15 protein-coding genes and 1 tRNA gene are annotated in these 23,092 nt (G+C 30.0%); 4 read left to right on the forward strand and 12 right to left on the reverse strand.

What is annotated here, in order from left to right; all coding sequences use genetic code 11:
* Positions 1-19: 19 nt before the first annotated feature.
* The 5 genes from ccsA to folB all read right to left on the reverse strand — a co-directional run bounded on the left by ccsA (position 20) and on the right by folB (position 6,082).
* Positions 20-3,157 carry a cytochrome c biogenesis protein gene (gene ccsA, locus BTO07_RS10840; protein ID WP_087521244.1) on the reverse strand — a complete coding sequence of 1,046 codons (3,138 nt, stop codon included), beginning with the start codon at positions 3,155-3,157 and terminating at the stop codon, positions 20-22.
* Between the two features lie 86 nt (positions 3,158-3,243).
* Entirely contained in the window at positions 3,244-4,743 is a 1,500-nt protein-coding gene (gene nrfA / locus BTO07_RS10845; RefSeq protein ID WP_087521245.1) for an ammonia-forming cytochrome c nitrite reductase, read from the reverse strand.
* Between the two features lie 10 nt (positions 4,744-4,753).
* On the reverse strand, positions 4,754-5,347 hold the full coding sequence (gene nrfH / locus BTO07_RS10850) for a cytochrome c nitrite reductase small subunit (protein ID WP_087521246.1): 594 nt from the start codon (positions 5,345-5,347) through the stop codon (positions 4,754-4,756).
* Between the two features lie 207 nt (positions 5,348-5,554).
* Positions 5,555-5,628, reverse strand: a tRNA-Cys gene (locus tag BTO07_RS10855).
* A 97-nt stretch (positions 5,629-5,725) separates the two neighbouring features.
* The gene (folB, locus tag BTO07_RS10860; protein ID WP_087521247.1) at positions 5,726-6,082 is read right to left on the reverse strand and encodes a dihydroneopterin aldolase; all 357 of its coding nucleotides are present in this window, start codon (positions 6,080-6,082) and stop codon (positions 5,726-5,728) included.
* Between the two features lie 375 nt (positions 6,083-6,457).
* On the opposite strand from folB, the gene BTO07_RS10865 reads away from it, so the two are divergent.
* The 3 genes from BTO07_RS10865 to BTO07_RS10875 are packed head-to-tail and all read left to right on the forward strand — an operon-like array spanning position 6,458 to position 8,732.
* Entirely contained in the window at positions 6,458-8,143 is a 1,686-nt protein-coding gene (locus BTO07_RS10865; RefSeq protein ID WP_087522619.1) for a glutamine--tRNA ligase/YqeY domain fusion protein, read from the forward strand.
* 20 nt (positions 8,144-8,163) lie between these two features.
* A complete protein-coding gene (locus BTO07_RS10870) occupies positions 8,164-8,424 on the forward strand; it encodes a hypothetical protein (RefSeq protein ID WP_157663329.1) in 261 nt (86 codons plus the stop codon).
* 5 nt (positions 8,425-8,429) lie between these two features.
* On the forward strand, positions 8,430-8,732 hold the full coding sequence (locus tag BTO07_RS10875; RefSeq protein ID WP_087521249.1) for a DUF6370 family protein: 303 nt from the start codon (positions 8,430-8,432) through the stop codon (positions 8,730-8,732).
* 118 nt (positions 8,733-8,850) lie between these two features.
* Here the strand turns inward: BTO07_RS10875 and BTO07_RS10880 are convergent, their stop codons facing one another.
* The 3 genes from BTO07_RS10880 to BTO07_RS10890 form a co-directional block, all read right to left on the reverse strand.
* Positions 8,851-9,891, reverse strand: coding sequence for an aldo/keto reductase (locus tag BTO07_RS10880; RefSeq protein ID WP_087521250.1), 1,041 nt, complete (start codon positions 9,889-9,891; stop codon positions 8,851-8,853).
* A 94-nt stretch (positions 9,892-9,985) separates the two neighbouring features.
* A complete protein-coding gene (locus BTO07_RS10885; RefSeq protein ID WP_157663330.1) occupies positions 9,986-10,405 on the reverse strand; it encodes a hypothetical protein in 420 nt (139 codons plus the stop codon).
* 201 nt (positions 10,406-10,606) lie between these two features.
* Positions 10,607-11,794: a phosphoglycerate kinase gene (locus BTO07_RS10890; RefSeq protein WP_087521252.1), complete on the reverse strand. Its 1,188-nt coding sequence runs from the start codon at positions 11,792-11,794 to the stop codon at positions 10,607-10,609.
* Positions 11,795-11,971: 177 nt separating this feature from the next.
* Here BTO07_RS10890 and BTO07_RS10895 point away from each other — a divergent pair, with 177 nt between their 5' ends.
* On the forward strand, positions 11,972-13,114 hold the full coding sequence (locus tag BTO07_RS10895; protein WP_087521253.1) for a DNA polymerase III subunit: 1,143 nt from the start codon (positions 11,972-11,974) through the stop codon (positions 13,112-13,114).
* Positions 13,115-13,477: 363 nt separating this feature from the next.
* On the opposite strand, the gene BTO07_RS10900 is transcribed toward BTO07_RS10895, so the two are convergent.
* The 4 genes from BTO07_RS10900 to BTO07_RS10915 form a co-directional block, all read right to left on the reverse strand.
* Complete coding sequence (locus tag BTO07_RS10900) at positions 13,478-14,035, reverse strand: MOSC domain-containing protein (protein ID WP_087521254.1); 558 nt, start codon at positions 14,033-14,035, stop codon at positions 13,478-13,480.
* 44 nt (positions 14,036-14,079) lie between these two features.
* The gene (locus BTO07_RS10905; RefSeq protein WP_087521255.1) at positions 14,080-18,276 is read right to left on the reverse strand and encodes a hybrid sensor histidine kinase/response regulator transcription factor; all 4,197 of its coding nucleotides are present in this window, start codon (positions 18,274-18,276) and stop codon (positions 14,080-14,082) included.
* A gap of 114 nt (positions 18,277-18,390) precedes the next feature.
* Entirely contained in the window at positions 18,391-19,953 is a 1,563-nt protein-coding gene (locus tag BTO07_RS10910; protein ID WP_087521256.1) for a RagB/SusD family nutrient uptake outer membrane protein, read from the reverse strand.
* Positions 19,954-19,971: 18 nt separating this feature from the next.
* Entirely contained in the window at positions 19,972-23,028 is a 3,057-nt protein-coding gene (locus BTO07_RS10915) for a SusC/RagA family TonB-linked outer membrane protein (RefSeq protein ID WP_087521257.1), read from the reverse strand.
* Between the last annotated feature and the right edge of the window lie 64 nt (positions 23,029-23,092).

Raw genomic sequence — 23,092 nt, forward strand, 5'->3', positions numbered from 1 at the left:
AAAACTAAAAAAACAACTACTAATTATCCTTCTTAAATCTCTTGTTTCTAAGATATGCAATTACAGAAACTACAATTACGATTGCCACCAAAACATAAATAAATGTTGGAATTGGCACAGGATCTCCTGCTGCATAACTATGCAAACCTGATAAATAATAATTCACCCCAAAGGATGTCATAATAATAGATCCAAAAGCAAAAACACTTACTGTATTTAGAACATAATTACTTCTTAAAGCGGGTATAAAACGTAAGTGTAAAACAATTGAATACACAATTACACTAATTAACGCCCAAGTTTCTTTTGGATCCCAAGCCCAATAACGACCCCAAGATTCGTTTGCCCAAATTCCACCTAAAAAAGTACCAACAGCCAACACAAACAAACCGATTGTCATTGATATTTCGTTGATATAAGTAAGCTCTTTAATTTTAATATTTATAATTTTTTTTGTCTTCTCAGTTTTAAAAATCATTAATAACAAAGCCATAAAACCTAAAATTGCAGAAAGTGCCAATGGTGCATAACTGCTTACAATTGTTGCTACGTGAATTTTTAACCAAAATGATTTTAAAACAGGCATTAAATTGGTGATTTCTGGACTCAACCAATCTAAGTAACTTACAAATAAAAGTGCTCCAGAAAATAAAGTTGTTAATGGCAATGAAAAATCTGATTTTCTGAACGTTAAAAAACCACATAGTAATAAAACCCAAGCAACGAAAATTAACATTTCGTAACCGTTACTCCAAGGTGCGTGTTGAGCAACATACCATCTTAAAATAATATTTGCAGTAAAGCAAAGAAAGAAGATTAGGGTTAAAATAATTGTTCCGTTCCAGATAGCATCTACTAACTTTCTACTTATTAGAATTTTTATGATTGATAAAATTAAAAGGATGGTTCCTAAAACAAAAAACACTTGAAACAACCAAAAATTTAAGTTCAATTGGTTATACCATAATTCCGCCTCAACTCTTTTTCTGCTCGGAATAATTTCTTTTCCTAAAACATCTTGAAACTTTTTAATGTATTCTAATTTTTCACTGGCAGCAACCCAATTTTTATCATTTACATCTTTAAAGTAAGTGGAAATGATACTTTTAGCAAAGTTTCCATCTTCTATAGGAAAATCTTTAAAATCGTGTGTTGGACCAAACCATTTGTTATTCTCGTCATTACTATTCGGAAAAACTTTTAAATAATTTCCAGAAAAAACATTGTATAAAATATTGAAACGCTCATCAACTTTTAAAACCTCTTTATCAAACTCGCTTCTTTCTGCTGGTTTCTTTTTATTTGCGTTTTCAACTACTTTACCTAACTTATAATCTCCATTATCGTCTAACAAACCAATAAAAGAAACTAGGTTATTTTCGCTTATTTTTAGCTCAGAAAATAATTCTCCTCCTTTTTTCTCATCAACTTTAATTAATGGAATGTATTGCCAAACATTTGCTGAAGCTTGCATTGCTAAAAAAGTCTGATTCGCATCTAAACGAACACTTTCTCCTTTTTGAGTGAATTTAAAATAAGGCTTTCTCGTTAGCTTTCTCATAAATTCTGAAGCCAACGTATTTATTGGTTTTATTCTTCCATCTAAATCTTGCACCATTAAACGTCCAAATAAATCAGCATGCTGAACATCTATTGTTTGACTTTTAATTATTTCAACATTAATTACTGGATCTTTTTGTTGAGAAAAAGAACTACTCGTAATTGATGATAACATTAAAAGCAATAATGCCGTTTTATTCTTTAATTTATTCAATTTCTGGTTGATTTGTGTAAAACGAGAACCATTACCAAAGAGTGTAAAAAACATACCAATCATCATTAAAAAATAACCTAAGTAAGTAACATTTGTTCCAATAGCATCGTGATTTACAGATAAAACTGTACCTAATTCATCCGTATCATAACTTGCCTGAAAAAAGCGATATCCTTTATAATCTAAAACATTATTCATAAAAATTCTATGTAATAAACGCTCTTCTCCATCAATAACCTGAACTTCACTCGCATACGCAGAAGGACTTGTAGAACCTGGATAACGATCTAATTGAAAATCATCTAAATGAATAGAAAAAGGAATTTTAATAGTCTTAGATCCATAAGACAAAGACATTTTTAAATTATCAAAATCTACTTTATGTTCAGTTGGTAAAAAACCCTGTCTGTACAATAATTTGATTTGTTTAACCTCATCATTAACTTTTACATTAACAATTAAAGCATCGTCTTTTTGCTCATCATTATCTTTCAATTTTTCAGCACCACTAACTAAATCTATTTTTCCTTTTGGTACATACCTTAAAAGTACAAATGATGCATCTCCATCTCTATATAACGTTCTTAAAGTTAACGTATGTAAACTATCTTTTTTAATTGTGCTAGCAGTTTCTGTTGCCATCACAAATGAACTTAAATCTCTAGGAGAAAGAACTTTAAAAACACCTTTTTCCTCAGTAATATTAATAATCCCTTCTTCATTAGATTCGAAACCAATTTTATGTCGATGTGCTCCAATAGCTTCAACTTCTCCTCTTTCTAAATAAACTGTTTCTCTTCCATTTCCTGCAGAAACAACCATTTCAATTATAAATTTTCCATCTATAGGATCTTCTACAATCTCAGGTACAGCATCTGCAATAAAGTTATTATATGAAATTGTTACAGGCTCATTATTAAAATCTGTATCAATACTAAAATCATTATCACTTATAGGTGAAAAAGTTAATCGTTTAGTGATAGATTTTGTTGTTTTCCCATCCGTTAAATGAATATGGATAAAATTATCACTAGATAATATTACGTTTGATGAAGCTCCTTCTCTAACTCTCATAATTCCTCCATAAGAAGAATATCTAGTAATACTTGCACCCAAAAGAATTACTATAAAAGATAAATGAAATAATAAAATTGGCCATTTTTTTATAGACCATAAATTATATTTAAAAGTATTAAAGAGAAAACACACGCCTAATCCTAACATTACCATTTCAAACCACCAAGCATCGTAAACAATTTTCCAAGCAGTTGCAATACCATAATCATTTTCAATAAAAGTTGCAACAGCCATAGAAACTGCAAATGTTAACAACAATATAATTGCTAGAAAAGACGAGGAAAAAATTTTTGATAATCTATTCATTTAGTGGCGCTTTGAGTTTTATACATACAAAAAGATACCTTCTTGATTTAAAAAGGTATCTTTCTTTTTACTAGTTATATTGTTGCTTACTTTTTTGAAGAAGCATTTGAGTTAATCTCCATTTTATCTTCACGAGCTTTAGCTTCTTCTAACCATTTTGGTAAAAGGTTTTTCTTAAAGGCTGCTTTTTCTGCTCTTAATTTTTCCATATCTAAACCAATATACTTTTGTGCTAATTCTTTTGTAGAAACATCTGGCATATCAATTGGCTTGTTATGTCCTAAAGTGGCTAACATTCTCGCTAATTTTATACGTGCATCTTGTGCTTTTACTAAACCTCCACCAATAACTCTCGCTATTTCTACAGGTGCATGGAAAGATGCTCCATGAGATGCAGCTGAATAATCCCAACGCCATTGTGCGTGTCTTATATCTAATAAAATAGGTTTCATTTGTGCTTCTGTTGCACCTAAATCCCAACATTTTTTAGCTTCTAAATGTGCTCTTACTAATAAATCTTCTAATTTTAATCTATTTTCAGTGGCTTTACTTTGTCTCTCGTAAACATTTGCAATTAGCTTTTTAGATTCTTCTCTATGACAAACCTGACAAGCATTAGATGTATTGTTTAAAGGAGATTGAATATGGTGATCTGTAAATTTCTGACCACCTTCACTTTTATATGGCATATGACAATCTGCACAAGAAACACCTCTATCTGCATGCACACCTGTCATAAAAGTTTCATAACCTGGATGTTGTGCTTTTAACATTGGAGCTCCACTAATTTTATGAGTCCAATCTTTAAAATCAATATTATCGTAGTATTCTTCCATTGCTTCAACAGATGTTCCGTTTGCCCAAGGGAATTTTAAATAAGGAATTCCTTCTTTACCAGGTAATTTTTTATCGAAGTAGTATTCAACGTGACATTGAGCACAAACTAAAGATCTCATTTCATTATGAGTTGCTTTATTAATGTCTTTACCCATTGCATCAAATGCTTCAACAAGTGCTGGTCTAGAAATTTGTAATTTCATAGTCTTTGGATTATGACAATCTGCACAACCAATAGAATTCACTATTTCAGCACCTTTATCTGCCCATTTTCCACTATAAAATTCAGCTACACCAATTTCATTCATTAAACGTGGTACATCTGGTCCTTTACAAGTCCAACAAGTTGCTGGCATTGGTCCATCACCTTTACCTTTAGGTCCACCAGTTCTTAATGAATTTCTAAGATCTTCAACTGCATAAGCATGCCCTCTACCTTGGTTGTAGTCTTTAGAAAAACCATAACCTGCAAAAAGAATTACTAAATTAGGATCTTCTTCTAATACATCACGTACTGCAGAACCACCTTGAAAAGATGCAAAAGTAGTATCTAATGTTTGCAATGATGATTGATATTCTAATGGAAAGTTCTCTCCCCAAACCTCATTTCTAGGTTCGTTTTCAGAAATATTTACCTGCGGAACATATTTATATTTTGCCTCTGACTTTCTATTTACAATACTTGAAGCTAAAAGCCCCAATAAGAAAACCACTATAATTGTTATTACAAATAGTACTTTATTTTTCATCTTAAAATATTTATTTTTTTATTTGTTCTGCTAACCAAGAAGGAATAACTGTTTCCTCTTGATCTGTTGGCAAAGGAGCAACATTAAATTTAATTGTTAATAAACCGTGTACTTTTCCATGAGGAACTTGCTTGTGACAACTCCAACATTTTCTAGTAGTTCTATTTTCTTTATGGTCTTCTAAATAACCATCATATTTTGTTTGAGTAACTAATTGCACATGACAACGAATACAATTGTTTTGAACCACTTCTTGAGAAGCTTCTTTCATTTCAATTACATCTGGTTCTGCTCTAGCAGTAAAAACGGAAGCATGGTACAAACCATCTTTCGCTTTAAAGAAGTATTTATTAAAAACATTGTCATGAGGCACATGACAATCATTACATTTTGCCCACTGTCTATGCGAACTATGCATCCAACTATTATAAACTGGTGTCATAACATGGCAATTTACACAAGCCTGTGGATCATCTGACAGGTAAGAAAGTACCTTAGACTCCTTAGCCATGAACAAACCTAAACCGATAATAACAGCAATAAAAAATAATGCTATTTTTCTCCAATTAGATTCTTTTGGTAAAATTTTTATTTTATTTTTCAACACTCTATTTTATTTCTCTTATCTAAAAAAAATGATATAAACCAAGTTGAATACAGGTCTACTCAAAATACGAATCAAAAATACTTTTAACAAACATTATGACTTATGACAAATGTCATAAAAGCATAAATAAAGACCTTTATATCTTATGTTTTACTTGTGTAATATAAGATAAAAAAAAGTCTCAAACAAATGTTGAGACTTTTTTGGAGGTGTCTAGCGGATTCGAACCGCTGTACATGGTTTTGCAAACCATTGCCTAGCCACTCGGCCAAGACACCTTTTTATTTTTAAAACTAATTTCCAATAAATTGACAATCTGTTTTTAAGGATTGCAAATTTACGCAAATTTACAAGTATTGCAAGTGTTTTTTTACTTTATCGCTTTTTTGTAAGAATTATTACAACTTCTTCTACGTTTCCGCCTATTGGTGGGTTAATTTTAGCCACTGAAACTTTGGCTTTTTTAACCATCGGAATTTCTTTAAAAGTTCTGTCTAAAATTCTCTGTGCCACCTCTTCTAACAACTTAGAACGAATTGCCATTTCTTCTTTTACAATATGATTTAAATGAACGTAATCTACTGTATCAACAAGATTATCTGTTTTTGATGATTTTTTTAAATCTGCTTTAATCTCTACATCAACACTATATTCACTACCAATTTTTGCTTCTTCGTCTAAACATCCGTGAAATGCGTACAGCTTAATATTGTTTACTTGTATTATTCCCATTGATAAAAATTCTAATTCTAAATTCTCAAAAAAAATATTTTGAGCGTTGCAAAAATACGACAAAAAAAAAGCTATAAACCGACTTTTTATAACTTTTACTAGTAAAAATGCCTGCGTTAGCGATTGAAGTGACATCCTTTTTTAATTACAAAATAGATAAGCAATCGCTTTTAGATATGAGATTGCCACAGTTTACAAAAAAGGAAACTTCGCAATGACAATAATTAAAAAAGATAAAACGGAAAGCGCGACCTGAAAGGGAACGCCCAAAATAAAAATATACAAGTTATTTTGCTTAATTTTGCGTCTTAGTTTTTTTGCAACTCGACTGCGCTCGATTTGACAAGAAAATCAATTAAAATTAAACATTTATTTATGTCTGAAGAGATTAAATCGCTCAATTTTTTAGAGCACATTATAGAAGAAGATTTGGCTAACGGAATGCCGAAAGAAAATTTACGCTTTCGTTTTCCGCCAGAACCTAATGGTTATTTACATATTGGTCACACTAAAGCAATCGGAATTAGTTTCGGTTTGGGTGAAAAATACAATGCGCCTGTTAACTTACGTTTTGATGATACAAATCCTGCAAAAGAGGAACAAGAATATGTAGATGCAATTAAGAAAGATATTTCTTGGTTGGGATATTCTTGGGCAAATGAATGTTATTCTTCAGATTATTTTCAGCAATTGTTCGATTGGGCTGTTTTGTTAATTAAAGACGGAAAGGCTTATGTAGATTCTCAATCTTCAGAAGAAATGCGTGCTCAAAAAGGAACGCCAACTGAGGTTGGAACAAATAGTCCTTTTAGATCTCGTTCTGTTGAAGAAAACTTGGAATTATTTCAAGGAATGAAAGATGGAAAATTTAAGGAAGGTGAACATACTTTGCGTGCAAAGATTGATATGGAAAACCCAAACATGTTACTACGTGATCCTTTAATGTATAGAATTATGTTTAAATCTCACCATAGAACTGGTGATGATTGGTGCATTTACCCAATGTATGATTGGACACATGGTGAAAGTGATTATCTTGAACAAATATCGCACTCGTTATGTTCTTTAGAATTTAAACCTCACAGAGAATTATACAATTGGTTTAGAGATAATGTTATTGAATATAGCAGATCTGAATATCCAAATCCGCCAAAACAACGTGAATTTTCTCGTTTGAATTTGAGTTATACAATTATGAGTAAACGTAAATTGTTAACTTTAGTTGAAAATGGCAATGTTGCTGGTTGGGATGATCCAAGAATGCCTACAATTTCTGGTTTAAGAAGACGTGGTTATACGCCAAATTCTATTAAGAGTTTTATTGAAACTGTTGGAGTTTCTAAACGTGAAAATGTAATTGATGTTGCTTTATTAGAGTTTAAAATTCGTGAGGATTTAAACAATACTGCAAAAAGAGTTATGGGTGTTTTAGATCCTGTAAAAGTAATTATTGATAACTATCCTGAAGATAAAGAGGAACTATTAGATGCTAATTATAATGACTATGAAGAAGGCTTTGGAAGTAGAGAAGTTCCTTTTTCTAGAGAAATTTATATAGAACGTGAAGATTTTAGAGAGGAAGCTAATAAAAAATTCTTCCGATTGAAATTAGGTAAAGAAGTTCGTTTAAAAAACGCTTACTTTATTACAGCTACAAGTTGTGAGAAAGATGAAAACGGAGAAATTACAGTAATTCATTGTACATACGATCCGTTAACAAAATCTGGAATGGACACTGAAGAAAGCAAACGTAAAGTAAAAGGTACTTTGCACTGGGTTTCTGTAAAACACGCTATAAAAGCAGAGGTTAGAGCTTATGACAGATTGTTTTTAGATGAAGCGCCAGATTCTCATAAAGACAAAGATTTTATGGAGTTTATAAATCCAAATTCTTTAGAAGTAATTACTGCTTTTGTAGAACCTAGTTTACAAACTGCTACAATTGGTGAGCGTTTTCAGTTTCAACGTTTAGGTTATTTTAATGTGGATGATGATTCTACTGCAGAAAACCTAGTATTCAACAAAACTGTTGGATTACGTGATTCTTGGGCGAAGAAATAAATAGTTTTAAAGGAAAAAAGATGAAAGAGAATAATTTTAAAAATAAGACAACAGTTCAATTATTGTCTTATTTAATGATGATTAAGACCATTACCGGGGCCTTGATTTTTATAATTATTCTTTTGTTATCTGTAACTATTTATGGAATGGCAACTAGAGAAGGTAATGGAACTTCTGTAGCGTTATTTGTTGTTGGCATTTCTTGTAGCGCAACGCTTCCTCTTCAATTTATGAATATGAGTAAAATCAAAGCTGAATTAAAATTAAGAAAAAAAAATTGAAATTTATGAAAAAATTAATCGTTTTATGTTTACTAGTTTTTGCTTCTTGTGGAAATAAAAAAGAGATTACACAAATTGCAGATGTTTCTTGTGGTCAATGTAAATTTGAATTAGATTCTGAAAACGGATGTAGTTTGGCTGTTAAAATTGATGACAAAGCTTATTTTGTAGATGGTTTTGGAATTAATGACTTTGGCGATGCTCATGATAAACATATTGGTTTTTGTAACGTAGTTAGAAAAGCAGAAATTACTGGTGTTATTGAAGACGGACGTTTTAAAGCTAGTGCTTTAAAATTAGTTGAGTAACAAAATACTTATTATAGATTCCTGCTTTTGCAGGAATGACAAATAAAAAATCCGATGAAGAAATTCATCGGATTTTTTTTATACTGTAAACTGAATACTGATAAACTGCAAACTCTTTTTAAGGCGCAGGATTCGGAATTAAATGATGAACAGCTTCAATTTCGGCTAAAATCTCTTCTGATAAATTAATATTTATACTTCCAATATTTTCTTTTAACTGACTTATTTTAGTTGCTCCAATAATATTTGCAGTTACAAATGGTAGCTGATTTATAAAAGCTAAAGACAATTCTGTTAAACTTATTCCGTGTTTTAACGCAATTGATTCATACTTTAAAACTGCTTGTTGAACCAAATCAGATTGATACCTTGTTATATAATTAGGAAATAAAATTCCTCTTGCATCCGCAGGCTTTTGTCCTCTTAAATATTTACCTGTTAAAACACCTTGTGCTAAAGGCGAATACGCAAGTAAACCAATATTTTCTCTCATAGAAACTTCAGACATTCCGTATTCATAACTTCTATGCACTAAAGAATATGAATTCTGCATGGTAATCATTCTTGGTAAATTCAATTCTTTTGCAGCTTGTAAATACTGTAAAGTTCCCCAAGGAGTTTCATTAGATAAACCAACTTGTCTTATTTTTCCTTGCTTAATTAAAGCATCTAATGTTTCTAAAATTTCCACATGATTTTCTGCTTCTTTTCTCGATGTTTTATAAGGATAATCTCTTAACCCAAAACAATTAACACCTCGCTCTGGCCAATGCAATTGATATAAATCTATATAATCTGTTTGCAATCTTTTTAAGCTTCCTTCTACAGCTTCTATAATTGCTTCTTTAGCAAAACCATTGTCTCTAATATGAGCCGTATAAGGTCCTGGCCCACAAATTTTACTTGTTAAAACAACTTTATCTCTATTACCCGTTTTTTTAAACCAATTACCTATAATTTTCTCTGTAGAACCGTAAGTTTCTGGAGTTGCAGGAACAGAATATAATTCTGCCGTATCAAAGAAATTCACACCTTGCTCTAACGCAAAATCCATTTGTTCAGAACCTTCTTCTTGTGTGTTTTGTTTTCCCCAAGTCATCGTTCCTAAACAAATCTTAGAAACTTCAATATCTGTATGTGGTAATTTTGTGTATTTCATTTTTTGATGTGTAAACGTTTTAACTGTGTAAACGTGTAATTGTTTATTTATGTAATATGTAAAAAAAACTGTCCGCTAAATTATAAACTATAATTTAATCTTTTTTAAATTTTAACTTATACGCTTCTGATCTATAATTAAAAGCCTGACTAAACTCAGTGTTATTTTGTTCAAACTTTGGATATTTAGATTTTAAGTTGATAAACTTATCTAAAGTAAACTCTTCATTTAAAACCCTGAAAAGACTTCCTTTTCGATTTAAAGAATCAATGAGTAACAATTCATATTCATTAATTTTATTAACTCTTGCTTTGAATTTAAAATTTGTACTATCAGTTTTAATACCAATAAAAAGGGAGTCTTCTCTTATAATATATTCATAAGGAAGACTAAACCCCACCATGTTTGAATATGTATAAACAGTATTTTTGGTTACGAAAACCTCTTCGTAGTAAAAATCAGAATCTTCGCTTTCAGAAATAGAATCTAAATTAGAGTTCGTATAATTACTCATATAAAAATTTCCCTTCAAATTAATTAAGTTAACTTCTTTTTTAGAACAACCGAGTGAAGAAATCAATATTAAGAGAAAAAGTTTTTTCAAAACAATAATTTTTATAAAATCAAAAATACCATTTATTTAAGAGTTAAATATGAAACAAAAAAAAGTTCTCAAAAAATGAGAACTTTTTTCTAATATATATTTTAATTGATACTATTTTAAAATAGCTTCAATTCCTGGTAAAGTTTTACCTTCTAACATTTCTAACATAGCACCACCACCAGTAGAAACATAACTTACTTTGTCTGCAAATCCAAATTGTTTAACAGCTGCAACAGAATCTCCACCTCCAACTAAAGAGAATGCTCCGTTTTTAGTTGCTTTATCAATAGAATGACCTAAAGCAATTGTACCACCTGCAAAAGATTCCATTTCAAATACACCTAAAGGTCCATTCCATAAAATAGTTTTACACTTGTTTACAACTACATCAAAAATCTCTTGAGATTTTGGTCCAGCATCAACTCCTTCCCATCCATCAGGAATTGCATTTATATCACAAACTTGTTTGTTTGCATCATTAGAAAAATCATCAGCAGCAATAACATCTACAGGAATATGAACTTCTACTCCTTTTTCTTTTGCTTGCTTTAAGATATCTAAAGCTAATTCCATTTTATCATCTTCACAAATAGAGTTTCCAATTTTTCCACCTTGTGCTTTAATAAAAGTAAAACTCATTCCACCACCAATAATTAAGTGATCTACTTTATCTAAAATATTTTCAATTACAGTAATTTTAGAGGATACTTTTGCACCTCCTAAAATTGCTAAAACTGGTCTTTCTGAATTGTTTAATACTTTATCAATACTTTCTATTTCTCTTGCTAATAAGTTTCCGAAACATTTGTTTTCTGGAAAAAACTGAGCAATAATTGTTGTTGAAGCGTGTGCTCTGTGAGCTGTACCAAATGCATCGTTTACATAAACATCACCTAACTTAGATAATTTTTCTGCAAAAGCAACATCTCCTTTTTTCTCTTCATCATAAAAACGTAAGTTTTCTAATAATAAAACTTCTCCTGATTGTAAGTTTGCAACAGCTTCTTCAACTTTATCACCAATACAATCTGATACAAATTTTACTTTAACTCCTAAAATTTCAGTTGCTTTTTCAACAATATTACCTAAAGAAAATTGGTCTTGAAATCCTTTTGGACGACCTAAGTGAGACATTAAGATACAACTACCTTCTTGTTCTAAAATATCTATAATTGTAGATTTTGCAGCTTGAATTCTTGTAGCATCTGTTACTTCAAATTTATCATTTAAAGGCACATTAAAATCTACACGAATTAGCGCTTTCTTATTCTTGAAATTAAAATCTTTTAGTGTTTTCATCTTTTATTAATCTATTTTCAACAAAAATACCAATTTATTCACTCTTTTTAATATGGAAACCCTAAAAATCAATACAACGTTTTCGAAGGTAAATGTATCTCTTTCAACGAAATCAAAAATTAAAAGATTGATTTCTAAAATTGATGAATTAATGATAAAGTAATTTTATATTTGCCTATGCTTTTCAACCAAATTATCGGTCAAGAACACATTAAAAAACACTTAAAAGTGTCTGCTGAAAACGGCAGAATTCCGCACGCGCAATTATTTGTGGGTAAAGAAGGTAGTGGTACTTTGCCAATGGCAATTGCCTACGCTCAATTTTTATTGTGTAATTTTTCTGATAATGTTGATGTTTGTAACCTAAAATGTGATAAACTTCAACATCCAGATTTACACTTTGCATATCCTGTTACTTCTAATGATAGCGTAAAAAAACATCCTGTAAGTAGTTTGTTTTTGCAAGATTGGAGAACTTTTATTGAAACACAACCTTATGGAAGTTTGTTTAATTGGCTGCAACATATTGGTGTAGAAAATAAACAAGGAATTATTGGTGTTGATGAAGCTGAAGAAGTTGTAAAAAAACTGAGACTTAAAAGTTACGAAGGTGGTTTTAAGGTGATGATTATTTGGATGGCAGAAAAAATGAACATTGCTGCTGCCAATAAATTATTAAAGCTACTTGAAGAACCGCCAGAAAAAACGGTATTTATTTTAATTACTGAAAGTGAAGAACAGCTTATAAATACGATAAAATCTCGTTGCCAGGCATTACATTTCCCTGCGTTAAGCGAGCAAGATATTTCTAACACTTTAGTTGTAGATCATCAAGTTTCTGATAATGATGCTGCTAAAATTGCGCATCAAGCTGAAGGAAATTTTAATAAAGCATTGCATTTATTACATAACGATTCTTCTGATATTATTTTTGAAGAATGGTTTATTGCTTGGATTAGAACTGCTTTTAGAGCCAAAGGAAACGCTACAGTTGTGCAACAATTAATTGAGTGGTCTGATACGATTGCAAAAACCGGACGAGAAACTCAAAAGCGTTTTTTAGATTATTGTTTGCAATTTTTCAGGCAAGCATTATTAATGAATTATAAATCTGAGAACTTAGTTTTTATGGAAACTAAAACCGGATTTGATCTTTCTAAATTTGCTCCATTTGTTCATTCTGGCAACATCTTAGAAATCGAAAAGGAACTGAATACTGCCATCTACCATATAGAAAGAAACGGAAATCCAAAAATCATTTTGTTAGATCTTTCTATGAAATTGACTCGTTTTTTACATAAAAAAGAAGAGACTGTTTAAAAATGAGTCTTTCTGATTTACAAAATCTTATTTGGAGTAAACTTGAAAACAAAAACGTAAAAAAATATTCAATTGTTTTAATCTTTTTGCTTTATTTATTATTTAACGTAATTAATGATTTTATAAACAACATAGAATCGCAAATACATTATTACTTATTAGGCACTATACTATTTATGTTTATTGGAGCTTTTTGCTCATATGTTATTTTAGAGGGTTTATTTTATTTCAGGAAACAAAAAAACGCTTTTTTAACTAGGAATGAAATCATAAACATTGACTATTTCACTAGAGTTTATATTCTATACTATCTAGTAATTATTCTAATTGGTTTGCTGTTGTTTATTTCAAATTAAGTAAGTTTTACATCTCTTTTGCAATCCTTTGAGCAACATACAAATCTGCAATTGTAGGATTCTCCGGACAACTTTTTATTTGGATAAATTTATCACCAGACTTTACAAAACCAGTTTGAATCACTTTAAAATAAACACCACAAAAAGTACTATTCCAAAATTGTTTTAAAATTTTCATATCGTTAAAACGAACTCCTAATTTTATACAAGGATCTCTTTGTACTGTTGCTTCTAAAATTGTTTCACCAACTTTAAAAGTATCTCCAGAGTGAATTTTGGTTTCCTCTAAATCATCAATTGTTAAGTTTTCCCCGAAGATTCCGTTTTCGAAATTCACATTTGGATGTAGCTTTTTAAAATAATCGTAATGTTTTAAAGAATACCCGTAAACAGCTTGTAAAATTCCACCGTGATTTTCACGATCACAAATTGAATCGCCTTTTACATCTTCTGTGTCTAAAAAGATTGGTTTATCAACAGCATATTTAAAAATACCTGTGGTAATTAATTCACCTTTCCAGTCTATTTCTTTTCGTTCTCCTAAATTTGTTGAAATAATTTTCATAAAAAATCAATGTAAATCAATAACGAATATAAGGTTTTTAAAAACTATTTTTTTGTTTTCAAAAATTTAGAGGGAGAATCTCCGTAAATTTTTCTAAAGCATTTACCAAAATAACCAGGATCGTTAAAACCAACCATATAACTAATTTGACTTATTGAGAGTTCATTCTGCTCTAACAATTGCATTGCTCTTTTTAATCTTATCAATCGCATAAAATCATTTGGAGATTGCCCAGTAAGTTTTTTTAATTTTCTAAAAAAAGTAGATCTACTTGTATTCATATCAAAAGCCAATTCATCTACCCAATAGGTTTCTTTTGCCATATTAACTTCCATAAAATCCATTATTTTTCTCAAAAAACCTTCATCTGTAGAATTTAATGTTACTTTTTCTGGTGTTAATTCTTTTTCTGTCTGAAAACGTTTACGCATTAAATCTCTAGACTCTATTAATTTATCTACTCTTACGCTGAGTAATTTCATTTTAAATGGTTTTGGTAAATAAGCATCAGCACCAGATTCTAGACCTTTAATTTTATGCTCTACTAAGTTTAATGCTGTTAACATTATTACAGGTATATGACTTGTTCTAATATTTTTTTTGATTTCACAACAGAACTCTACTCCATCCATTTCTGGCATTAAAACATCAGTAATTACAATGTCTGGCATCATTTTTAAAGCTATATTCAACGCTTCTCGACCATGTTCTGCTTCTAAAATATTATATTTTTTTGAAAGCCCATCTTTTATTAATTGCCTAATATCTCTATTGTCATCTACAACCAAAACTGTTGATTTACTGTTTCCTTCAATGTTTATTTTTTCTAAATTTTCATCTAAATCTAATTCTTCTTCTTTAATAGGTTCTGGAATGCATATTTCAATAATTTCTTCGGATAATAAATGTTCTTTACCTAATGGTAATTTTATTAAAAAATTAGTGCCTTTTAATTTATCTGAAGTAACTGCTATAGTACCATGATGTAAATCTACCAAGTCTTTAGTAATTGCTAAGCCAATTCCAGATCCTTTGTTTTCATTTTTAGCTACTTGATTTACCTGATAAAACCTCTGAAATACAAATGGTAATTCATCTTTCTTTATACCCACACCATTGTCTTTTATTTCAATCTGAAGATATTCTGTTTTAATATCTCTGTTTTCTATATGTATTTTATCTTTAAAAGGTTTACTAATAATAATTTTTACTTCTCCTCCTTCTGGAGTAAATTTAATTGCATTGTGAACTAAATTATTTAGAATTTTTTCTAGTTTATCCCAATCGAACCAAATATCTACTTTGTACAACTCGCACTCAAAAGAAACAGTAACATCTTTCTTCTTTGCAATTGATTTAAAAGAAAAAACAACTTCTCTTACAAAATTTATAATATTAGATTTAGTTGCTCCTAACTTCGTTTCACCAACTTCTATTCTTCTAAATTCCATAAGTTGATGTACTAACCTTAATAAAGAATCTGCATTTCTTTTTACTACATTTAGTTTAGATTTTATAAACGCATCATTATTACTTACAGATTCTAATAACTCTTCTATCGGATTTAAAATTAAAGTAATTGGTGTTTTAAATTCATGAGAAATATTTGTAAAAAATTGTAATTTTAACTTATTAACTTCTTCAATTTCTTTTTGAACTTGATATGCTGCTTTTTGCTTAGATTTTAAATTGAAGTAAGAAATAATACTTAATAAAAAGAATAATATTAAGACACCATAGATCATATAAGCCCACCAAGTTAACCAAAACGGGGTTTCTATATGTAAGGCAATACTTGTATAATCATTATTCCATAAACCATCATTATTAGAAGATTTAACTTTAAATTTGTAGTTACCAGGCGCTAAGTTTGTGTATGCAGCAAATCTTTTGCTAGAAGTTGTATTTTGCCAATTTGCATCAAACCCTTCTAATTTATATTTAAACTTATTTTTCTCTGGCGCTGCATAATGTAAAGATGCAAATTCGAAAGAAATATTATTTTGTGAATGGTTAAAATTAATTTCTTTAGTTTTATTTACAGCTTTAGATAGTAATATTTTATCGTCATATATTTTACCAACAATAACCTCTTCATTAGAAATATAAATTTGTGTAATTACTGTTTTTGGAAGATATGTATTTTCTTTAAGGTTTTTAGGCTTAAAAACATTAAAACCATTTACACCTCCAAATAAAAAGTCTCCATTTTTTCTTTTAAAATAAGCCAATTCTTGAAACTCGTTATCTTGGAGTCCATCGTTTATATCGTAATTTCTAAATGTTACTTTTTCTGGATTAAAGTTTGTAATTCCCTTGTTACTAGACAACCATAAATTACCATTATCATCTTCTAGAATTCCTTTTATTACGTTATTTGGTAATCCATTTTTCTCTGAATAAACCTTTGCAATTTCATAAGTATTAGTAGGTGTTTTTATAATCTTATTAAGACCTCCACCAAAAGTACCAATCCAAATATTTTTATTAAGATCCTCATGTATAGATAAAATATAATTATGGCTTAACGATGTTTTTTTATTATCATTTTTCTTAAAAATTTTAAATTTAGGATACTCTTTACTAACCTCTTCTTTTGGCAACAGACTTAAACCATCACTTGTTGCTATCCAAATATTACCATTACTATCTTCAAAAATATTTCTAATAATATTACTAGAAAGACTTTGTGGGTCTTCTATATTATTTAAAAAATAGTCTTTCTGATAAAAATCTCCTTCAGAATTTAACTTCCACCTATGTAAACCGCCATTGTAAGTACCAATCCATAAATAACTTCTACTATCTTGTAGTAAAGAGAAAATACTATTTCTAAACTCATGATAGGGCAATATACTAGTTACTTTAGATTCTGGTTTTGAAATATCTAATTGCAACAATTCTGGTTCTCCTGTACCTCCAATAAATAAATATGTTTTATCTTTTATTTTAACTTCTTCAATTGCATAAACATTTTTTAGGTCTTGAAATTTGGTATATGAATTATAGTTTTTCAACATTTTATTTAAACCACCACCTTCAGTTCCAATCCATAGATTTTGATTACTATCTTCATAAAAAGATCTAATTTTATCATAACTTAAACTTTCTTCATTTTGCGTTTTTTGAACATGAATGAATTCTTTTCTATTAGGATCAAATTTATTTACCCCTCCGCCATTTGTTCCTGCCCAAATAATACCAGATTTATCTTTATATAAATCTGTAATAATATCTTTACTAATACTATTTGGTTGGTTAGGAGCATAAACATATTTTTTTATCTTTTTTATTTTATCCTCAGAAGAGTTATAGCTTATTTCCCATAAACCATTGGCTGTACCAGCCCAAATAATATTTTTATCTATTATTAAATTATTAAAAGAACCATTAAGTATTTTTTCTACTCTTAATTTTTTTGTGTCTTTAGTTCTATAAAAAAGTCCATTATTAGTTGCTAATAATAATCTCCCACCTTTTTCTGTAATATTTCTTACTGCAACATTTGGTAATTTTATTTCTTTATTTACACATCTAAAATATTCATCTCCATTAAAACTAACAGATAATTTGTAAATACCTTCATAACCACCAAGCCAAATTTGACCAATAGAATCTTCATAAACAGTGTTTGCTGCCAACAAACCTATATTATTAAGAATAAGAGGTTCTTGATGGATTTTAAAATGCTTAAAAACAACTTTATTATTAGTTGCCTTTAAATCTAGCATGTTTATACCTTTGTCTGTACCTACCCAAAGACGATTTTTTTTATCTCTATAAATACTAGATATATAATTACTATTTAAACTATTTGTATCCTCTTTATTATACTTATATGTCGTAAATTTTTCTAAAGTTCTATCGAAATAAATAAGTCCACCACCAGTACTTCCAATCCAAAGATTGCCTTTTTGATCATCTTTAATTCTATAAATTAAGTTGCTAGAAATAGTAGATGTGTTATCTGGGTTTGGTTTATATACTTTAAAAGAATGACCATCATATCTGTTTAAACCATCATGTGTACCAAACCACATAAAACCATCTTTATCTTGATGAATTGCATTAACATCGCTCTGAGACAAACCTTTAGCTGTAGTTATAGACTCAAAATAAATAGGTTTTTGAGAAAATGTTTTAATAGCAAAAAAGTAAAATATAATAGTTAAGATTGTAGCATATCCTCTATTACTTAATTCAAAATTGGTAAGAAATGTATTTTTAAATCCGTCTAGCATATCTAATATTAATAATCTTAAAAAGTATAAATATAAACTGAATAAAAAAAGTGACCCAAGCTTAAACCTTGAATCACTTTTACAATTAAACAAATAATAATGAAATGCGATTTATTAGTACCCTGTATTTTGCTTTAAGTTAGGGTTTTGATCTAACTCATTTTGAGGTATAGCAATGTATTCTCTACCTGGCTTGTATGCACTGGTACCTGCACTATTAGATTTTAAAGCGGGGTTATTAACTATTCTTTCAACCACTTTTCCCCATCTTAATAAGTCAAAATATCTTGTACGTTCAAAAGTTAATTCTTTTACTCTTTCGTCTTCTATATCTTGCATTGTAGCGGTTGTAAACTCTGACATATCTACTCTTCTACGTACTTTATTTAACGCTTCTAAACCATCTGCTGATAAATTATTATCATCCATTAAGTCTGCTTCTGCAAACATTAATAAAACATCTGCATAACGTAGCATTCTTAAGTTGTTACCAGCACCATGCCAACCATTAGCTAAAGACTGACTTAGGCCATTAAATGCCCAATCTGTGTATTTATTACCATATATTTTTGTTCCTGCAGCAGTATAAACTTCATCATAACTTTGATCTCCATACGTTTTAGGAGCTAATACATTACCTTCATAAGTTGTAGTTTCAGTAGTATTAAAAAACAATGTTGTATATGCTCTTGGATCAATTTCATTATTTGTAGTTTTTTCATCTAAAAATAAGTCTAAAGCCCATTGGTTTACTTCCATTCCATCTTGGTTAGTAAAACCTGCAGGAGCAAAATCTGGCTGGTAACCAGATCCTTTTCCTTTTCCTGGACCGTCTCCACCCCAACCACCGTTTCCATCGGCAATCAATTGAATTTCAAATAATGATTCTGTATTGTTTTCAAATTCTTCTGTAAAATTATGTGCGTAATTATCCATTAATTGGTAAGAACTTCCAATAATTTTAGCGAATTCAGTTTTTGCTTCTCCAAATTTTTGTTGATACAATAACGCTTTTCCTAAATAACCTGTTGCGGCACCAGAAGTTGCTCTTCCTTTTTGATCTGCTGGCCAAGAATTAGGCAACATACTTTGTGCTTGTATTAAATCTGCTTCTATAAGCGCCCAAACTTGAGCTGGATCTGCTTGTACGATAGATAAAGGATCTTCAATCTCTGAAAAAGGTAATTCTAATAATGGAATGTTTCTCCAGTTATTTAACAAATTAAAATAGTTAAAGGCTCTAAGAAAATGAGCTTCACCAAGAATTGCATCTTTTTGTTGTTGATCCATTTCTATATTTGGAACTCTAAAAAGCACTTCATTAGCTCTAGAAACTCCTTGATACATTGCTTGCCAAACCCATTTTACAGGATTTCCTGCAGGATCTGTATTAAAGTAACTAACTTGTGTTCTATCTGAAGTACCATTACCGTTTATTACATCATCTCTATAATCTGATAAGAAAACTTCAAATCTAGAATAGTATAAAATATTAGAAAAAGGACTATAAGCTCCAATGATTCCTTTCTCTGCATCTTCTGCTGTCTGCCAAAAAGAGTCTGGTGTTAAAGCATTTGGATTTGATTGATTTAAAACGTCTTCACTACATTGTATATTAATCATACAAAATGTAAGTAGCGCCAAACTAATTTTTACTATTGTTTTATTTTTTTTCATTTTTTATAAATTTAAAATTTAAAAAGAAACTTGTAATCCAAGTTGAAATGTTCTTGGCGTTGGATAACTACCTTCGTCTACACCTGCATTAAATATTTTTCTAGAACCACCTCTATTATTTCGACCTACTTCAGGATAATATCCTGTATAATCTGTTATTGTAAATAAATTTGTAGCAGTTACATATAATCTAAGCTTGCTGATTTTTATTTTATCTAAAACAGATTCTTTAAAATTATAACCAACTTGTGCATTTCTTAATCTAAAATAAGCTCCGTTTTCTACATAAAAATCAGACATCCTACGGTTGTTTCCATTATCTGACTTTGTATTTCTAGGAAGATCAGAACCTGTATTAGAAGGTGACCAACCATTTAAAGCGTCTGCAAAATAATTACCATCAGTATCAAAGTAACCTCTATATTTTGTACCATTTAATATAGAATTACCTGCAACACCATTAAATAATAAACTTAAATCAAATTGCTTATAATTAGCACTTAAATTTAGACCATAATCAAAGGTAGGTATAGGACTTCCTAAATATTTTTGATCATCTACATCTATATCTCCATCACCATCTAAATCTTTAAATTTTATATCTCCGGCAACAGGGCTTCCTGATGCATCATTTGCAGCAGTTGCTTCTGCATCTGTTTGGTATATACCGTCTGTTACATAACCATAAAAAGAACCAATTGGTTGTCCAATATCTGTTTTTGTACTATTTAAAGAGTTTGATGTAAAACTACCTTGACGTATTGGGGTGGAGCTACCTAAACTTGTAACATTATTGTCTAACACAGAAATATTACCTGAAACATTAAAAGAGAAATCATCTCCAACAGCATCACCATAACTTGCTACTAATTCAAAACCTTTATTTTCTACACTTGCAGAATTAAAAGGAATTGCATTTGTAAATCCTGTGTAAAGAGGAAGTTGAATATTTACTAAAATATCTTCAGATTTCTTAACAAAGTAATCCATAGTAACATTTAGCTTATTATTTAATGCTCTAAAATCTAAACCAATATCTAATGTTTTTGTCGTTTCCCAAAAAATATTTGGATTTACACCTTTAGTGATAGAGTATCCAGGAACTCTTGCAGGTGTATCTCCTAGTACGTATTCGCTAAATAAATTTAATTCTGGGTCAATTGCGTAAACATCTACATTGTTAGAACCAATTTCACCATAACTTACTCTAAATTTTACATCTGTAATTGCCTCTACATTTTCCATAAAGTCTTCATTACTTATATTCCAAGCTAATGCCATTGAAGGAAAAGTACCCCATCTTAAGTTTTCTTTAAAAAGAGAAGAACCATCTCTACGCAAAGTAGCTGTTAGTAGATATTTATCGTCAAAAGAATAATTTACTCTCCCAAAATATGATTGAATTGTTGAAGTTCTATCAAATGAAGGAGCATTACTTAATTCTTCAGCTGCCGAAGCTATACGAATATTATTCGCTGGGAACCTTCTTGCTTCTATACCTAACTGTCTTGCATTGTTTTCTTGCTGTGTATATCCACCAAGAACATCTACTGAATGCTTTCCAAAAGTCTTTTTATAGTTTAAAGTATGTTCTACTAAAGTAGATAAGAAGTTTGTATTTCTTTCTCTTAATTCAGAAAACTGTTTAATACCAGCATCCTTAAAAATCTGATTATCCGGAGTAAATTCGTAGTTATTATCTGAATAAGTTTCTAGACCAAGATTTAGTTTGTATGTTAATCCTTCTAAAATTTCATAAGAAGCAGCAATATTTCCTAATATAGTATTTCTTGTAATTGTTCTATCCTGTAGAGCAGCCACACCCAACTCATTAATAATCGTTCCAGGACCATAATAAGATGCTAATGCAGAACCTGCTCCAATATCTGAAGAACTGAAATTACCTTCATCATCTCTTAAACGTATTGTAGGAATTAGATTTCTTTCTTTATTAAAGTATGGATTTGTGTTGTTAACAGTTCTTGTTAAACCAATAGTATTATCAAGACGAAATTTCCCTTTTATGAAAGAACCATTTGCTCTAACAGTTGTTCTTTTGAAATCTGAATACTTTACGATACCTTCATTATCAAACTGATTTAATGAAAGACTGTATAATAAATTATCTGTTCCACCTGCAAGTCTAATATTTGTGTTTTTTACAATTGATGTTCTAATAGATTCACCATAAAGATCACTTGTATTGTTAGGATTGAATTGAGTATCGTTTGCAGGAGATCTCATTCTGCCGTCATTATCATCAGCATTGTTTACGATATCTGCGTATTGTCTTGCATTTGCCCAATTTAATGTGTTTATGATTTTATTAAATCCAACACTTGTATCTATATCTACAGTTAACTTTCCATTTTTACCCTTTTTGGTAGCAATTATTACTACACCATTTGCAGCTCTAGAACCATAAATAGCTGTAGAAGAAGCATCTTTCAATACCGAAATACTAGCAATATCTTGTGGATTTATAGAATTCATATTCCCAGTAATTACACCATCAATTACAAATAAAGGTCCAGCATCAGACAGAGTACCAATACCTCTAATAGTTATTAAAGAATTAGAACCGGGTGCTCCTCCTTGAGATTGAACACTTACACCTGCCATTCTACCTTGTAATGCTTGTGCAGGATCGTTAAACGTTAAGTTTTCAATATCTTTCGCCCCCACAGTAGAAACTGCTCCTGTAAGATCTTTTCTCTTTTGAGAGCCATAACCAACAATTACAATTTCTTCTAAACTTTCTGTACTTGCTTCTAAAACAATTTTTATGTTTTTTTCAGAACCTACAGTAACTTCCTTAGCTTTATAACCTAAATAAGATGCGACTAAAACATCTCCTTTTTTTGCTTTAATAATAAAATTACCATCAAAGTCTGTTGAAGCACCTACTGTTGTGCCTTTCACTGAAACGTTAACTCCTGGTAATGTAATACCATCAATATCCACTACAGACCCTTCAATAGTTTGTGCATTTAGATGCTGCATACTCATTGCTGAAAACAGCAATAACAGTAATGAAGCATTTTTTAAGAATTTAAAAAATAATTTTCTGTTCATAAAGTTTTAAATTTGGTTGAATTAGTTTTTGAAGCTTGCCTTATTATTATCACAATAACTTCAC

The sequence above is a fragment of the Polaribacter sp. SA4-12 genome, from assembly GCF_002163675.1.
In the GTDB taxonomy this organism is placed as follows: Bacteria; Bacteroidota; Bacteroidia; order Flavobacteriales; family Flavobacteriaceae; genus Polaribacter.

Coding starts and splice junctions, on each gene's coding strand:
- ccsA (WP_087521244.1), bottom strand. CDS start 3,157: ATGAATAGATTATCAAAAATTTTTTCCTCGTCTTTTCTAGCAATTATA.
- nrfA (WP_087521245.1), bottom strand. CDS start 4,743: ATGAAAAATAAAGTACTATTTGTAATAACAATTATAGTGGTTTTCTTA.
- folB (WP_087521247.1), bottom strand. CDS start 6,082: ATGGGAATAATACAAGTAAACAATATTAAGCTGTACGCATTTCACGGA.
- BTO07_RS10865 (WP_087522619.1), top strand. CDS start 6,458: ATGTCTGAAGAGATTAAATCGCTCAATTTTTTAGAGCACATTATAGAA.
- BTO07_RS10870 (WP_157663329.1), top strand. CDS start 8,164: ATGAAAGAGAATAATTTTAAAAATAAGACAACAGTTCAATTATTGTCT.
- BTO07_RS10875 (WP_087521249.1), top strand. CDS start 8,430: ATGAAAAAATTAATCGTTTTATGTTTACTAGTTTTTGCTTCTTGTGGA.
- BTO07_RS10880 (WP_087521250.1), bottom strand. CDS start 9,891: ATGAAATACACAAAATTACCACATACAGATATTGAAGTTTCTAAGATT.
- BTO07_RS10885 (WP_157663330.1), bottom strand. CDS start 10,405: ATGAGTAATTATACGAACTCTAATTTAGATTCTATTTCTGAAAGCGAA.
- BTO07_RS10890 (WP_087521252.1), bottom strand. CDS start 11,794: ATGAAAACACTAAAAGATTTTAATTTCAAGAATAAGAAAGCGCTAATT.
- BTO07_RS10895 (WP_087521253.1), top strand. CDS start 11,972: ATGCTTTTCAACCAAATTATCGGTCAAGAACACATTAAAAAACACTTA.
- BTO07_RS10900 (WP_087521254.1), bottom strand. CDS start 14,035: ATGAAAATTATTTCAACAAATTTAGGAGAACGAAAAGAAATAGACTGG.
- BTO07_RS10905 (WP_087521255.1), bottom strand. CDS start 18,276: ATGCTAGACGGATTTAAAAATACATTTCTTACCAATTTTGAATTAAGT.
- BTO07_RS10910 (WP_087521256.1), bottom strand. CDS start 19,953: ATGAAAAAAAATAAAACAATAGTAAAAATTAGTTTGGCGCTACTTACA.
- BTO07_RS10915 (WP_087521257.1), bottom strand. CDS start 23,028: ATGAACAGAAAATTATTTTTTAAATTCTTAAAAAATGCTTCATTACTG.